General features: G+C 67.5%; 15 protein-coding genes. 10 read left to right on the top strand and 5 right to left on the bottom strand.

Annotated elements, in window-relative coordinates; translation table 11 throughout:
- Window positions 1-4: 4 nt before the first annotated feature.
- Complete coding sequence (gene map, locus AAHH99_RS11325) at window positions 5-799, top strand: type I methionyl aminopeptidase (protein WP_418768706.1); 795 nt, start codon at window positions 5-7, stop codon at window positions 797-799.
- A gap of 28 nt (window positions 800-827) precedes the next feature.
- Here the strand turns inward: map and AAHH99_RS11320 are convergent, their stop codons facing one another.
- Window positions 828-2,318, bottom strand: coding sequence for a catalase (locus AAHH99_RS11320; RefSeq protein WP_418768705.1), 1,491 nt, complete (start codon window positions 2,316-2,318; stop codon window positions 828-830).
- Between the two features lie 12 nt (window positions 2,319-2,330).
- Window positions 2,331-2,762: a Fur family transcriptional regulator gene (locus AAHH99_RS11315; RefSeq protein WP_418768704.1), complete on the bottom strand. Its 432-nt coding sequence runs from the start codon at window positions 2,760-2,762 to the stop codon at window positions 2,331-2,333.
- 156 nt (window positions 2,763-2,918) lie between these two features.
- Here AAHH99_RS11315 and AAHH99_RS11310 point away from each other — a divergent pair, with 156 nt between their 5' ends.
- The 8 genes from AAHH99_RS11310 (at window position 2,919) to AAHH99_RS11275 (ending at window position 9,708) form a co-directional block, all read left to right on the top strand.
- A complete protein-coding gene (locus tag AAHH99_RS11310; RefSeq protein ID WP_418768703.1) occupies window positions 2,919-3,380 on the top strand; it encodes a MarR family winged helix-turn-helix transcriptional regulator in 462 nt (153 codons plus the stop codon).
- Between the two features lie 62 nt (window positions 3,381-3,442).
- Window positions 3,443-3,958, top strand: a complete 516-nt coding sequence (locus AAHH99_RS11305) for a sigma-70 family RNA polymerase sigma factor (RefSeq protein WP_418768702.1) — start codon at window positions 3,443-3,445, stop codon at window positions 3,956-3,958.
- Complete coding sequence (locus tag AAHH99_RS11300) at window positions 3,955-4,680, top strand: anti-sigma factor family protein (protein ID WP_418768701.1); 726 nt, start codon at window positions 3,955-3,957, stop codon at window positions 4,678-4,680. Before AAHH99_RS11305 ends, AAHH99_RS11300 begins: the two co-directional genes overlap by 4 nt.
- 71 nt (window positions 4,681-4,751) lie before the next feature.
- Window positions 4,752-6,458 (top strand): thiamine pyrophosphate-binding protein, encoded by a 1,707-nt coding sequence (locus tag AAHH99_RS11295; protein WP_418768700.1) that lies wholly within the window; start codon window positions 4,752-4,754, stop codon window positions 6,456-6,458.
- Window positions 6,439-7,104 carry an SRPBCC family protein gene (locus tag AAHH99_RS11290; protein ID WP_418768699.1) on the top strand — a complete coding sequence of 222 codons (666 nt, stop codon included), beginning with the start codon at window positions 6,439-6,441 and terminating at the stop codon, window positions 7,102-7,104. Before AAHH99_RS11295 ends, AAHH99_RS11290 begins: the two co-directional genes overlap by 20 nt.
- Before the next feature lie 7 nt (window positions 7,105-7,111).
- The gene (locus AAHH99_RS11285) at window positions 7,112-8,122 is read left to right on the top strand and encodes a 3-oxoacyl-ACP synthase III family protein (protein WP_418768698.1); all 1,011 of its coding nucleotides are present in this window, start codon (window positions 7,112-7,114) and stop codon (window positions 8,120-8,122) included.
- Entirely contained in the window at window positions 8,122-9,156 is a 1,035-nt protein-coding gene (locus tag AAHH99_RS11280) for a pyridoxal phosphate-dependent aminotransferase (RefSeq protein WP_418768697.1), read from the top strand. The genes AAHH99_RS11285 and AAHH99_RS11280 overlap by 1 nt, the downstream gene beginning before the upstream one ends.
- Before the next feature lie 39 nt (window positions 9,157-9,195).
- The gene (locus AAHH99_RS11275) at window positions 9,196-9,708 is read left to right on the top strand and encodes a MarR family winged helix-turn-helix transcriptional regulator (RefSeq protein WP_418768696.1); all 513 of its coding nucleotides are present in this window, start codon (window positions 9,196-9,198) and stop codon (window positions 9,706-9,708) included.
- A 16-nt stretch (window positions 9,709-9,724) separates the two neighbouring features.
- Here the strand turns inward: AAHH99_RS11275 and AAHH99_RS11270 are convergent, their stop codons facing one another.
- Entirely contained in the window at window positions 9,725-10,681 is a 957-nt protein-coding gene (locus AAHH99_RS11270) for an NmrA/HSCARG family protein (RefSeq protein WP_418768695.1), read from the bottom strand.
- Between the two features lie 91 nt (window positions 10,682-10,772).
- Between AAHH99_RS11270 and AAHH99_RS11265 the strand changes: the two genes are divergently transcribed.
- Window positions 10,773-11,249 (top strand): MarR family winged helix-turn-helix transcriptional regulator, encoded by a 477-nt coding sequence (locus AAHH99_RS11265; protein WP_418768694.1) that lies wholly within the window; start codon window positions 10,773-10,775, stop codon window positions 11,247-11,249.
- 6 nt (window positions 11,250-11,255) lie between these two features.
- On the opposite strand, the gene AAHH99_RS11260 is transcribed toward AAHH99_RS11265, so the two are convergent.
- A complete protein-coding gene (locus tag AAHH99_RS11260; protein ID WP_418768693.1) occupies window positions 11,256-12,494 on the bottom strand; it encodes a GAF domain-containing protein in 1,239 nt (412 codons plus the stop codon).
- On the bottom strand, window positions 12,491-13,153 hold the full coding sequence (locus AAHH99_RS11255) for a response regulator (protein ID WP_418768692.1): 663 nt from the start codon (window positions 13,151-13,153) through the stop codon (window positions 12,491-12,493). The genes AAHH99_RS11260 and AAHH99_RS11255 overlap by 4 nt, the downstream gene beginning before the upstream one ends.
- Window positions 13,154-13,160: the final 7 nt, after the last annotated feature.

Genomic DNA, 13,160 nt, shown 5'->3' with positions numbered 1-13,160 from the left:
GGATATGGGCCTGATGGGCCTGCGCGGACGCAAGGTCGTACCGCAGCGCACCCCCGATGAACTCGACGCGATGGCCGTCGCGGGAGCCCTGGTGGCGTCGGCGCTGGCCGCGGTCCGTCAGGCCGCCGCCCCCGGCGTGACCACATTGGCGCTCGACGAGATCGCCGAGTCGGTGATCCGCGACGGCGGAGGCGTGCCCTCCTTCCTCGGCTACCACGGGTATCCGGCGAGCATCTGCTCCTCGGTCAATGACCGTGTAGTGCACGGCATTCCGTCTGCGGAAGAAACCCTGGCGCCCGGGGACCTGGTGTCCATCGACTGCGGGGCGATCGTCGACGGCTGGCACGGCGACTCGGCCATCACGTTCGGTGTCGGGACGCTGATCCCGGTCGACGAGGCGTTGTCGCAGGCCACCAAGGAAGCCATGGAGGCCGGCGCGTCCGCGATGGTGCCCGGCAACCGGCTCACCGATGTCTCACACGCCATCGAGACCGCGGCGCGCGCCGCCGAGAAGCGGTACGGTCGCACGTTCGGCATCGTCGACGGCTACGGCGGCCACGGCATCGGACGGCAGATGCACATGGACCCGTTCCTGCCCAACGAGGGCGCGCCCGGGCGCGGACCCTATCTGGCGGTCGGTTCGGTGCTGGCCATCGAGCCGATGCTGACGCTGGGCACCACCAAGACCGTGATCCTCGAGGACGAGTGGACCGTCGTGACCGCAGACGGATCGCGGGCGGCCCACTGGGAGCACACCGTGGCCGTCACCGAGGACGGGCCGCGGATCCTCACTCAGTAGGCCGCCCGCCCGAATTCACTTGGGGTGGTTAGCCCTCGCCCATACCCTGCACGGGTTCGGGTGCGGCGTCCCCGCGGACCGCCTTCTCGATCCGGGCGCCCAGATCGTCGTCAACGTTGCGCCAGTACTCCAGCGACCTGTCGAGCACCTCGCCGGCCACCCCGTCGAGGCTGCCCGCGATCGTCTCGACCGCCGCGGTGCGTTGCGCGTCGTTCCACACCTTGCGCACCATCGTGCCGGGCTGGCCGAAGTCGTCGTCCTCGGCGTGCAACGCGTAGGCCGAGCGCACCAGTTCGGCGTCTGCCTCCCAGCCGTCCTCGGCCGGGCCGGTGGTGTCCGACCACGGACGTCCGCCGCTGTTCGGCGCGTAAACCGGCGCCGCGCCGGAGTGGTGGTAGGCCATCTGGCCGTCGAACATGTAGGAGTTCATCGGCACCCCGTCGCGCGGCTGGTTCACCGGCAGCTGGTGGAAGTTGGTGCCGATCCGGTTGCGCTGCGCGTCGTTGTAGGCGAACGCGCGGCCGAGGAGCATCTTGTCCGGCGACAGACCGATACCCGGCACCGTGTTACCCGGGGAGAACGCCGCCTGTTCGATCTGGGCGAAGAAGTTCTCCGGGTTGCGGTTGAGCGTGAAGCTGCCGACCGGAATCAGCGGGTAGTCCGAGTGCGGCCACACCTTGGTCAGGTCGAACGGGTTGAACCGGTAATCGGCCGCCTCGGCATACGGCATCACCTGCACCGAGAGCCGCCAGCTTGGGTGCTCTCCCCGCTTGATCGCATCGAAGAGGTCCCGGCGGTGGAAGTCGCTGTCCTCACCGGCCAGGGCGGCGGCCTCGTCGTTGGTGAGGAACTCCATGCCCTGGTCGGTGTGGAAGTGGTACTTCACCCAGAACTTCTCGCCTGCGGCGTTGACCCACATGTAGGTGTGCGAGCCGTAGCCGTTCATGTGGCGCCAGGTCCGTGGCAGGCCGCGCTCACCCATCAGGTAGGTCACCTGGTGGGCGGACTCGGGGTTCAAACTCCAGAAATCCCACTGCATCTGCGAGGACCGCAGGCCGGAGTCGGGCAGCCGCTTCTGGCTGCGGATGAAATGGGGGAACTTCATCGGGTCGCGGACGAAGAAGATCGGCGTGTTGTTGCCGACGAGGTCGTAGTTGCCTTCTGAGGTGTAGAACTTCAGCGAGTATCCGCGCACGTCCCGCCAGGTGTCCGGGCTGCCCTGCTCACCGGCCACCGTCGAAAACCGAATCAGCAGATCGGTTTTCGCGCCCTTCTGGAACAGTGCGGCCTTGGTGAACTGCGAGACGTCCTCGGTGGCGGTGAACACCCCGAAGGCGCCGGAGCCCTTGGCGTGCGGGCTGCGTTCGGGGACACGCTCACGGTTGAAGTGGGCCATCTGCTCCAGGAAATGCACGTCGTGCAGAACGAGTGGTCCGTTCGAGCCGGCGCTGAGAGTGTTGCGGTCGCTGAAAGCCGGTGCGCCGGTGCCGGTGGTGGAGCCGGATTTCGAAGCGGTCATCAGAATCTCCATTCAGGTGGGTTGTGTGCTGCCATTGCAGTCGGGGCATAGGCCCCAGAAAGTCACTTCGGCCTCGTCGATCGCGTAGCCGGTTGCTCCGTCGGCATGTAGGCACGGGGCTCGCCCGGTGGCGCACTCGACGTCGTCGATGGCGCCGCACGATCGACAGACCACGTGGTGATGGTTGTCGCCGGTCTGCAGTTCGAAGCGGGCGCGTGAGCCGGCCGGCTCGACGCGGCGTAACAAGCCCGCGCCGGTGAGGGCGTAGAGCACGTCGTAAACCGCTTGTGTCGACAGCGATCCGATGCGCCGGCGTGCTGCGGCGGCGATCTCTTCGACGTCGGCGTGCGGACGCTTCTGCACCTCGGCGAGCACCGCGAGACGGGGCTTGGTGACACGCAGCCCCGCGGCCCGCAGCTCCTCGTGCCAGCGAGTCACGGACATGCCGCCCTCCGAATACTTGAACCAGTCAAAAATCCAGTGTGCCCCAAACACTTGCATTATGCAAGGCTTGCAAAACGCAATACCTGGTGCTCGGCTGCGCTGAGTGGGACCGGCTGCGTGCGATACTTTCGGCATGCACGCGCGCGGAATACCGATGTGACCAAGACGCCGAAAGAAGAGCTGACGGCGTTCGAGGCCGCGGCCCGGGACCTGGTGGGTCTGGCGCTGCGCAGTGTCGACGAGGTCGACGTCTCGCTGCCGCAGTTCCGGTTGCTGGCCGTGTTGCAGCAGCGCGGCCGGTCGACGTCGACGGAATGCGCCAAGGCGCTCGGCGTGGTCGGGTCCACGGTGACGCGGTTGGCCGACCGGCTACATGCGTCGGGTCACCTGGTGCGCGGTTCGGACCCGTCCAACCGCAGCGTCGTCACCCTGGAACTGACCGCCCAGGGGCGCCGACTGGTACGACAGGTGACCGCTCGCCGTCGCCGCGAACTCGCCCGGGTGCTGGACCACATCGACCCGGCCGAGCGTGCGGCGTGCGCGGCGGTGCTGCGCACCCTGCATGAGCGGTTCGCCGACACCCAAGCCGGCGCCCGGCGCAACTCCGTCCCGCTGTGAGGGCGCAGCGCCGATACTGAACCGGATGACCGCCAACCTCGTGTCTACAGCGGAGGTTGATATTGGACGATCCGGAAGCGACCGTCATGCGGGTGCTCTATGCGGAGCATGCCGCAGCAATCTGGCGCTATGCGGTCCGGCTGACCGGCGATACGGCCCGGGCGGAGGATGTGGTGCAAGAGACGCTATTGCGGGCGTGGCGACACCCCGAGGTGACGGCCGACGCCTCGAGGTCAGCGCGGGCATGGCTGTTCACCGTCGCCCGCAACCTCATCATCGACGAGACGCGCAGTGCACGCTTTCGCAGCGAATCCGGCACCGCCGACATGGAGACGACCGCGGACCGGGCCGGGCCCGACGAGGTGGAGGCTGCGTTGAACCGAATGATGCTCGGCGAAGCCATCGGTGCGCTGTCCGATGAGCATCGCGCGGTCATCAGCCGCGCGTACTACCAGGGCTGGACCACGGCGCAGATCGCAGCCGACCTCCACATCGCCGAGGGCACCGTGAAGTCACGGCTGCACTACGGGGTACGAGCGCTCAAGCTCAAGTTGGAGGAGATGGGGGTGACACGGTGACGGCATTCGAACCCGTCCTCGGCCGGGCGGACGACGATCGGTACGCCACGTGGGACGCCGCCTACGTCCTGGGCTCGCTGACCGAACAGGACCGCCGCGAGTACGAGGCACATCTTGCGACCTGTGAGCGCTGCGCGGCCGCGGTCGCCGAACTGCGCGACATCTCCACTCTGCTGAGCACGGTCGAACCCGCCGAGTTCGACGGCCACGCACCCACGCACCCAGAACCCCCGCCGGAACTGTTGAGCGGGCTGTTGGACAGGGTGCGCGCGCGACGCAGACGGACGCGGTGGATGACCTCGGCCGCCATCGGTCTGGCCGCCGCGGTGCTGGCGGTCGGCATCGCGATCGCGGTCCGTCCGGAGACGTTCGGGTTGCAGACCGGCACACCGCCGCAGGCGTCGGGTCAGCAACTGGAGATGGCCAAGGTTTCCGAGACGCCGATCAACGCGACCATCTCGATGACGGGGTACGGCTGGGGCACTCGAATCGACATGGCATGCACCTACGGCGACTGGGGCCAACGCGATGCGCCGCCCCAGAACCTGGGGATGGTTGTGGTGGGGCACGACGGCAGCCGCAACCAAGTGGCGACGTGGCTGGGGCTGTCGGGCGCGACCGCACTGCCGAGCGCCACCACGCCGATGCAGATGGACGAAATCGCTGCCGTGCAACTGGTTTCACCCGAATCCGGTGAAGTGCTTCTCGAGCGTTCGCTGTGAATGTTCTGAACCGATGAACTCCACCTGCCCGCGCATCGTGTAACTGGCTGAAGTCCGAAAGCAGGTGAGAGATGGGCCACCGAGTCGTCGACCACATCGTCGAGTACCTTGCGGCGATCGGCGTGCGGTTCATCTTCGGTGTCGACGGTGCCAACATCGAAGATCTCTACGACGCGGCGTATTTCCGTTCCGACTTCGACGCCGTACTCGCCAAGCACGAGTTCTCCGCGGCCACCATGGCCGACGGATACAGCCGCGGCGGCTGCGGAATCGGTGTGGTGGCGGCGACGTCGGGTGGCGGCTGCTTGAACACCGTTCCCGCTCTGGGGGAAGCGTTGGCCAGCCGAGTGCCGGTGCTGGCGTTGATCGGACAACCGCCGAGCGCACTCGACGGTCGAGGCGCGTTCCAGGACACCAGCGGGCGCAACGGGGCACTCGATGCGCACGCGCTGTTCTCGGCGGTGTCGGTGCACTGCCGGCGGATACTCATGCCCGCCGACATCGTGACCGCACTTCCCGCAGCGATCGAGGCCGCAGCGGCCCGGCGAGGGCCGTCGGTGCTGTTGCTACCCAAGGACATCCAGCAAGCCGAGGTGCCGGTCAACGGCGGTGCGGTGGTCGGTGGGCGCGCCGGTGTGACACCGGCTGCCCCGCATGCGGTCGCACGTGCGCTTCGGAGAGCCGAGGGTCCCGTCACGATCATCGCGGGTGAACAGGTTGCCCGCGACGACGCGCGTGCCGAACTCGAGGCGCTGCGGGCGTTGCTGCGCGCCCGGGTGGCCACCGTTCCCGACGCGAAGGACGCCGCGGGCACACCGGGGATAGGATCGTCGTCGGCGCTGGGCGTGACCGGGGTGATGGGTCATCCGACCATCGCCTCGGCCGTGGCCGACAGCGGGGTGTGCCTCCTGGTGGGCACCAGGATGACGCTGACGGCGCGGGCCGGCCTCGAGAATGCCCTGGCTTCGGTTCCCGTGTTCTCGATCGGCTCCGCCCCACCGTATCTCGCGTGCACACACGCGCACACCGACGATCTGCGCACCTCGCTGGGGGCGCTCACCGATGCGCTGTCAGGTGCGGGCCGGCCTGCGCGCCTGCGGGTTCCCGACACGGTGACGCGGAACGAGTTGCATCCGCCGCCCCATCACGGAACCGGCGTCCGGTATCGCGACGCGATGGTCTCGCTCGACGCAACGCTGCCCGACGGAGTGGACATCGTGGTCGACGCGGGCAACGTCGGGGCGGCGGCGATTCACCACCTACCGGTGCGGCGCGACGGCCGGTTCCTCGTCGCGCTCGGCATGGGGGGCATGGGATACAGCTTCGGCGCGGGAATCGGAATGGCGCTCGGACGTGGCAGGCGGACGCTGGTGATAGCGGGCGACGGCAGTTTCCTCATGCACGGCATGGAGATTCACACCGCGCGCGAGTACGGGCTGCCGGTGACGTTCCTCCTGTTCGACAACCACGCGCATGCGATGTGCCTCACCCGCGAGCAGCTGTTCTACGGCGATCGCTACAGTTACAACCGGTTCGGACCGAGTCGGTTGGGGGCCGGCCTCGGCGCGATGTTCCCGGGACTGCCCACCGCCGACATCGAGGACATCGCATCGCTGCCCGCCGCGCTCACAGCCGCGCTCGAGGCCGACGGCCCCGCCGTTCTCAGCATCGAATGTTGTGCCGACGAGATCCCGCCGTTCGCGGCGTTCCTCGACCGAATCAACGTCAAACCACCTGCCGCAGAGGAGATCCGCAACCATGTCCCTGCCCGCCCTTGACGACATCACCGCCCATCGCGGCACCGGCGAGCCGCTCGACGGCCTCATTCGCGTCGAGACGTCACCGCGTGAGAAGGCCACCCCGATCATCATGGAGATGATGCGGTCGGTCTATCCGCACGACTACGTCTACGGCGAGTACTGCACCGTCAACGAGTACGTCGACTGTCCACCCGACGAGTTGTTCGAATACCTCTCCGACACAAGGTGTCTGGAGGAATGGACATACAGCCTGCGCGGCTTCACCCCCACCGAGGAACCAGGGTTGTGGGTGGCGTACGACCGGCTGGGCTCGCAGACGCAGATCTTCACCCGCACGGTAGCCAACGAGGCGGCCATGACGGTGGATTACCACTGCGCGTGGGATCAGGGCAGGCACCTGTGGATGATCTACCTGATGCGCGTCGTCGGTGCCCAGGTCGTGTTCGACAAACCCGGTTCGGTGGTGCTGTGGACCAACTGTCATCACCCGTTCTACGACCGCAACCCGTATCCGGAGTCCGCCCCGCCCGAGCGGCCCGTATGGGTGGGCGACTTCTGGGACATGTTCGGTCCCGGCCACCTGCTCGAGTTGCGCAATCTCAAGGCGATCGCCGAGTACCGGCACCACAACGGCCTTCCCGTGACGCCCGATTGGATGAGGTGAGTTCGGTATGACCGTCAGCCTTCTGGACGTGTCGACGTACCTGCCGGGTGAGCCGATCGGCGCCGAATACTATGCGCAGTTCGCCGAATCCGACGATCTGCGGGACAACATGATGTTCCGTGCCCCCAGATTCCGTCACCACGTCGCACCCGACGAGACGGCCGTGGACATGGTCGAGCGTGCGGCGGCCGGCCTGATCGAGCGTCACGGCCAGGACGCCGTCGCCGGGGCGGACGTACTGATCACCCACACCCAGATGCCCGACGTCCCGTTCTACGGTGGCGGCGGTGCCATGGCGCACCGACTCGGCATGAAACCGACGTGGGTGCTCGATCTGCACAACGGCGGCTGTGCGGCGTTCGTATTCGGGCTCCAGGTGGCGCGGCAACTGCTGTCGTCCGGCGCGGGACGCACGGCGCTGGTCGCCGTCGCGCAGAACGCCGCCGGTCAGGTCTTCGACCAACCGCAGGTGCGGCGCAAGGCGCAGGCGTCGGTGCCGGGCGACGGTGCGGCCGTCGGCCTGGTGGCGGTGTCGGAGCAGTCACCGATCCTCGACGTCGAATGTCGTACCTACGGCGAGTTCGCCGGCGATATGACGATCGCGTCCGACCCGCCGCGCAAGTGGTGGCAGCCGGGTCCGGGGGAGGGCTACATCGGTTTCACCGAAAGCAAGATCACCAAAGTGCTGGCGCGAGGCAACCGGCAGGTTCCCGAGGTGTCGTATGCGGTATGCGACCGCATCGGGGTCAAGCCCCCCGATCTGAATCTGCTCGTCACCAACCAGCCGAACCGGGTGTTCCTGCGCAACTGGCGAGAAGCGCTCGAACTGCCGCCCGAGCGTCACGTCGACACCTTCGACGAGTGCGGCAACCTGTTCGCCGCGGGTATTCCGGTCAACCTCGATCGTGCGATCGACAGCGGAAGACTCAAACCGGGGGAGGTCGTGTTGATGGCGGCGTTCGCCCACGCTGGTGATTTCGCCGGGGCGGCTGCGGTGCGGTGGGGCGGCCGCAGCTGATGACCGAACCGATGCACAGGGGAGCGGAGGCGCTCGGCGCGCTACCCACGTCGTTGGACCCGATGGCGCTGTCGCTCAACGAGAATCCCTTCCCGCCACTGCCGTCCGTGCGTTCGGCGCTGAGCGCCTCGATCGAGGCGGCCAACCGGTATCCGGAGTACCTGCCCGAGCGGCTGCGCTCGCTGATCGCCGGACACACGGGCCTGTGCGACGAGCAGGTCGTGGTCGGGGCCGGTGCGACCGGTGTGATCATGCAGGTGCTGCATGCGGTGACGGATCCCGGCGACAGAATCGTCATGGCCTCGCCGACGTTCGACGGGTATCCGATCTTCGCGCAGATGGCGCGGCTGGAATCGGTCACCGTCGCGCTCGACGCGCACGGTCACCACGACCTCGACGCGATGGCGTCGGCCGCTGAGGATGCGAGGGTCGTGGTGGTGTGCCGCCCGCACAACCCGACCGGCACCATCGAGCCCGCCGCCGAACTCGAGCGGTTCATCCGGCGCCTGTCGCCGGAGACCGTGGTCCTCCTCGACGAGGCCTACGCGGAGTTCCTGGCGCCGGAGTGCCGGATCGACGCCGTCGGATTGGTCGCGCGATACCCCAATGTCGTGGTGCTGCGGACGTTTTCGAAAGCCTACGGATTGGCCGGACTCCGCATCGGGTATGGCTTCTGCGCCCCACAGCTGGCCCGCAGGCTGTGGAGCATGCAACTGCCTTTTGGTATCGCGATCACCGCACTCGTCGCGGTTGCGGCGTCGTTCGACGCGGAAGCCGAGCTGTGTCAACGCATCCGGATGATCACCAGCGAGCGTCGACACCTGCGCATGCGGCTGCGGTCCATGGGGGTGTACAGCACCGAGAGCAACGCGAACTTCGTCTACGTGCCGAACTGTGGCCGTGGCTGGGGGCAGATCTTCGAGACGAACGGAGTGCGTGTCCGCCAGTACGCCGACGGTGGCGTGCGCATCACCGTGGGAGACCGCAGATCCACCCGCGCTGTGGTGGCCGCGGTCGCCCAAGCCATGCGCTGAAATCTGCTGACCGCGCCGATCGATGCGGTATGAAGAGGCGTGGCCCCCCAACCGTCGCGGCAGGATGACCATGACCCGATCGCGCTCGCGCGGGCCAACTGGGAGCGCTGCGGGTGGGGCGATGTCGCCGACGGCATGGTCGCCGTGACATCGGTGATGCGGGCCCACCAGATCCTGCTGGCGCGTGTCGAAAGCGCACTTCGGCCCTACGATCTGAGCTTCTCGCGGTTCGAGTTGCTGAGGCTGCTGGCGTTCACCCGCAACGGCGCGCTGCCGATCACCAAGGCCTCCGATCGACTGCAGGTGCACGTCACCAGCGTCACGCACGCGATCCGGCGGCTGGAGGCCGACGGACTGGTCGAGCGGATTCCCCATCCGACCGACGGGCGCACCACGCTGGTTCAGATCACCGACCTCGGCCGCTCGACGGTCGAGGACGCCACGGTGACGTTGAACAACGAGGTCTTCGCCGACATCGGAATGTCGAGCGCCGAGTCGCGGGCCCTGGCCGATTCGATCCAGACGCTGCGCCGCAACTCCGGGGACTTCTAGGTTCGGTCAGTGCTGGTCATGCCGCGTTCTGCCGCGCCACCCAGTCGTGGAAGGACAGCAGATCGGGGTTCAGCGTCCGCACGAACGCCAGATCGCGCGCAGCGGTGAACCGTTCGGAGTCCTCGGCGTAGAACTGGAACATGTTGCCCATCTCGACGGCGCCGGGGAAGTCCATGGCGCGCAGCTCATCCCAAGATTGCGGTCGATAAGTCACCGGTTCCCCGTGCAGCCTAGAGAGTTCGGCGGCGAACTCGTCGCCGGTCAAGTGGTCACCGGCGATGCTCACGGTCTGGCCGATGAACTCCGGACCCCGCTTGAAGATGCCGAATGCGGTGCGGCCGATGTCGCCGACCGCAATCGCCGCCATCGGCCGGTCCGCCATCGGCAGCGTCAGCACCAGTTCGCCGCTTTCGACGCGCACCGGTTGCAGATCCGCGAGGAACCCTTCGTAGAACCCGGCTGTTCGGAGAAACGTCGTGGGCACGCCGTGTTCGGTGAAGAAACCGTCCGCCTCAGCCTTGGCGTCGAAGTGCGGCACCTTGTACCGTCCCTCGACGGTCGGCACCCGTGCGTCGTCGCCGAAGTGGTCCCGGGTGTCCTCCAACGTCGACCAGATGACGTGCGTCACGCCCGCTGACTTCGCCGCGCGCGCAGCGGTTTCGGCTTGGTACAGTTCCGATTCCGCCCGGCTGCGTGCGGCCTCCTCCTGCGCCGTCCGGTCCGCCCAGTAGTTCGTGACGACGAACGCCGCCTCGGCTCCGTCGAATGCGCGCTGCGTGCCTGCGACGTCGTACAGATCGGCTTCGACGACTTCTGCGCCCGCTGCGGCAAGCCGCATGGCCTGCGTGGACTGCCGGTTGCGCGTCACTGCGCGAACCGAGAACTTCCCGCTGGGATCGGCGAGGATCGCTCGGGCCAGTCCGCCGCCCTGTTTGCCGGTCGCTCCCACAACGGTGATCACATGCTGTGTCATGGCCATCTCCTCCTCCTGGGTTGATACATCAACCCAACCGAGGGTAGTAGTTGTAGTTGATATGTCAACCCGAACCGGTAGGATCGTCATCATGGCTGGTAAAGGGCGGCTGACCGAGGAAGAACTGGGCGCCTGGCGCGCATTCGTGACGATGCGGCACAGGCTCGAGCGTCACCTGGTGATGCACCTGCAGCGCGAGTTCGGGCTCTCGGATTCCGACTTCGAGATCTTGGTCAACCTGTCGGAGGCGCCGAAGGGGCGGATGCGAGCGTACGAGCTCGGCAGGGCCACCCACTGGGAGAAGACCCGGCTGTCACACCACCTGAGCCGGATGCAGAAGCGCGGCCTGATCCGCAGGGAGGAGTCGACGGGCCGCTATCCCGACATCGTGCTGACCGACACCGGCCGCGCCGCGATCAACGCGTCCGCACCGGCCAACGCGGCACGGGTGCGGGAACTGTTCATCGACGTGCTCGGCCCGAAGCGCCTTGCCGCATTTCGCGAAGCGTCCGAAGACGTGATCGCCGCCATCGAGGATCACCTGGCGAACGACTGCACCCTCGAGTGATGGGGCCTACTCCAGCACGGTCGGCAGCGGAATCGTCGCCGTCACTGCCGTCCCCGCCCCGGGGCGGGACCGGATGTTGAGCCGACCGCCGACGATCTCGGCGCGCTCGGCCATCGACAGCAGGCCGTAGCCGCCCATGTCGTCGCCCCCCAACGGATGTTCGAAAGTATCGAAACCCACTCCGTCATCGATGATTTCGAGACGTGCGACGTCACCGCTATCGGCGGGGTCGACGGCGAACGTCAGCCGGGCCGACGTAGCCTTGGCGTGTTTGACGACATTCTGCAGGCACTCCTGGGCGATGCGGTACAGCGCGAGCTCGATGTGGTCGGGGAGGCGGCGCTCGGCAAGATCCACCTCGATGCCGATCTGCGGTATCGATCGGGCGAGGCTGGCCAGTCCGCCGGCCAGGCCGAGGTCGTCGAGAACCGGCGGGCGCAACCCGCTGATCGCCGCGCGGGCCTCCTGCAGCGTCAGGTCGACCAACTCGCGTGCCTTGCCGAGCTGTTCGGCGACGATCGCGGGTTCATCGGATCGGGTCGCGGCGTCCAGCCGGTAGGACAAGGTGACCAGTCGCTGCGAAATGCCGTCGTGGATATCGCCTGCGAGCCTTCGCCGTTCGAGTTCCTGAGCCTCGATCACCTGCTCGACGAAGTTCTCGTGGGCGCGCTCACGGGCCACCAGCTGCCGGTGCAGCCGGGCCTGGTGCATGGCCCCTGCGATGAGCCTGCCGATCACCACGAGCAACTCGACATCGCGCTCGGTGAAGTCGCGGCGCTCTACGGTGTGCACGTTCAGCACGCCGACCAGGCCGCCGGGGTCGGTCTCCATCGGCACTGACACCATCGACGTGAAATCGCTGCCCCGCAGCGACTGGAACGGCATGTAGCGCGGATCGGACTCCTTGTCCTGCGTGATCACCACCGGCTCGCGGTGGCTGGCGACCCAACCCGAGATGCCCTGCCCCAGAGGCAGTCTGATCTTGCCGATCTCGGCGTCGAACGGCGGTGTGGCACCGGCCAGCGTGAGGGACCGGTCGCTGTCGTCGAGGACGTGCACGAAGCACACGTCGCTGGCGGTGGCCGCGGTGATCATCCGCGCGGCCGCGGCGGCCAGCGGTTCGACACCCGGCCCCTTCGACGCGGCCTGGATCAGTTCGCGCAGCAGTGCCAGCTCGCGGTCGGCGGCCAGCGCGTACTGGCTCAGCTCCCGCACCGCGTCCGACGGACCCGATTCCGTCGTCACGTGAAGATTCCCTCGCGCAGGGCCGTCGCGACGGCGCCGGTGCGGTCGCTGACACCGAGCTTGCGGTAGATCGAGCTGAGGTGGGTCTTGACCGTCTCGTCGCCGATCACCAGCTTGGCCGCGATCGCCCGGTTGGACAGCCCGTTGACGACGAGCGAGAGGATCTCACTCTCACGCTGGGTCAACCCCTGGCGCGCGCCCGGCCAGAACTCGTCGCGCTGCAGCCGCGCCGCGGTGTCGACGGCCCTGGCCGCCATGCCCGGGTCGATCGCGGTCTCGCCGCGGTGGACGAACTCCAGCTGCCGCACCAGTTCGTCGCTGCTGATGCTCTTGAGCAGATATCCCGACGCCCCGACGCGAAGGGCCTGGAACAGGTACTGCTCGTCGTCGTAGACCGACAGCATGACGATCTTGCGGTCGGCGTTGCGTTCGCGCAGTTCGGCGCACAGATCCAGGCCGCTCGCACCCTGCATCCGCACATCGCACAGCACGATGTCGGGATCGAGATCGTCGATGACCGCGGCCGCGCGTTCGGCGCCGACGGCCTGCCCGACGACCTGCACCCGGTCGGCGAACGCCGCGAGCATGGCCTTGAGGCCCTCGATGACCATTTCGTGGTCATCGACCAGCACAAGACGCACCGGTGGGCTGCTCGGCATGCACCTA

This window comes from Mycobacterium neumannii, from assembly GCF_048452905.1.
Lineage (GTDB): Bacteria > Actinomycetota > Actinomycetes > Mycobacteriales > Mycobacteriaceae > Mycobacterium > Mycobacterium neumannii_B.
Note: the sequence above shows the minus strand (reverse complement) of the source record. Positions and strands in the feature narration are given on the sequence as shown.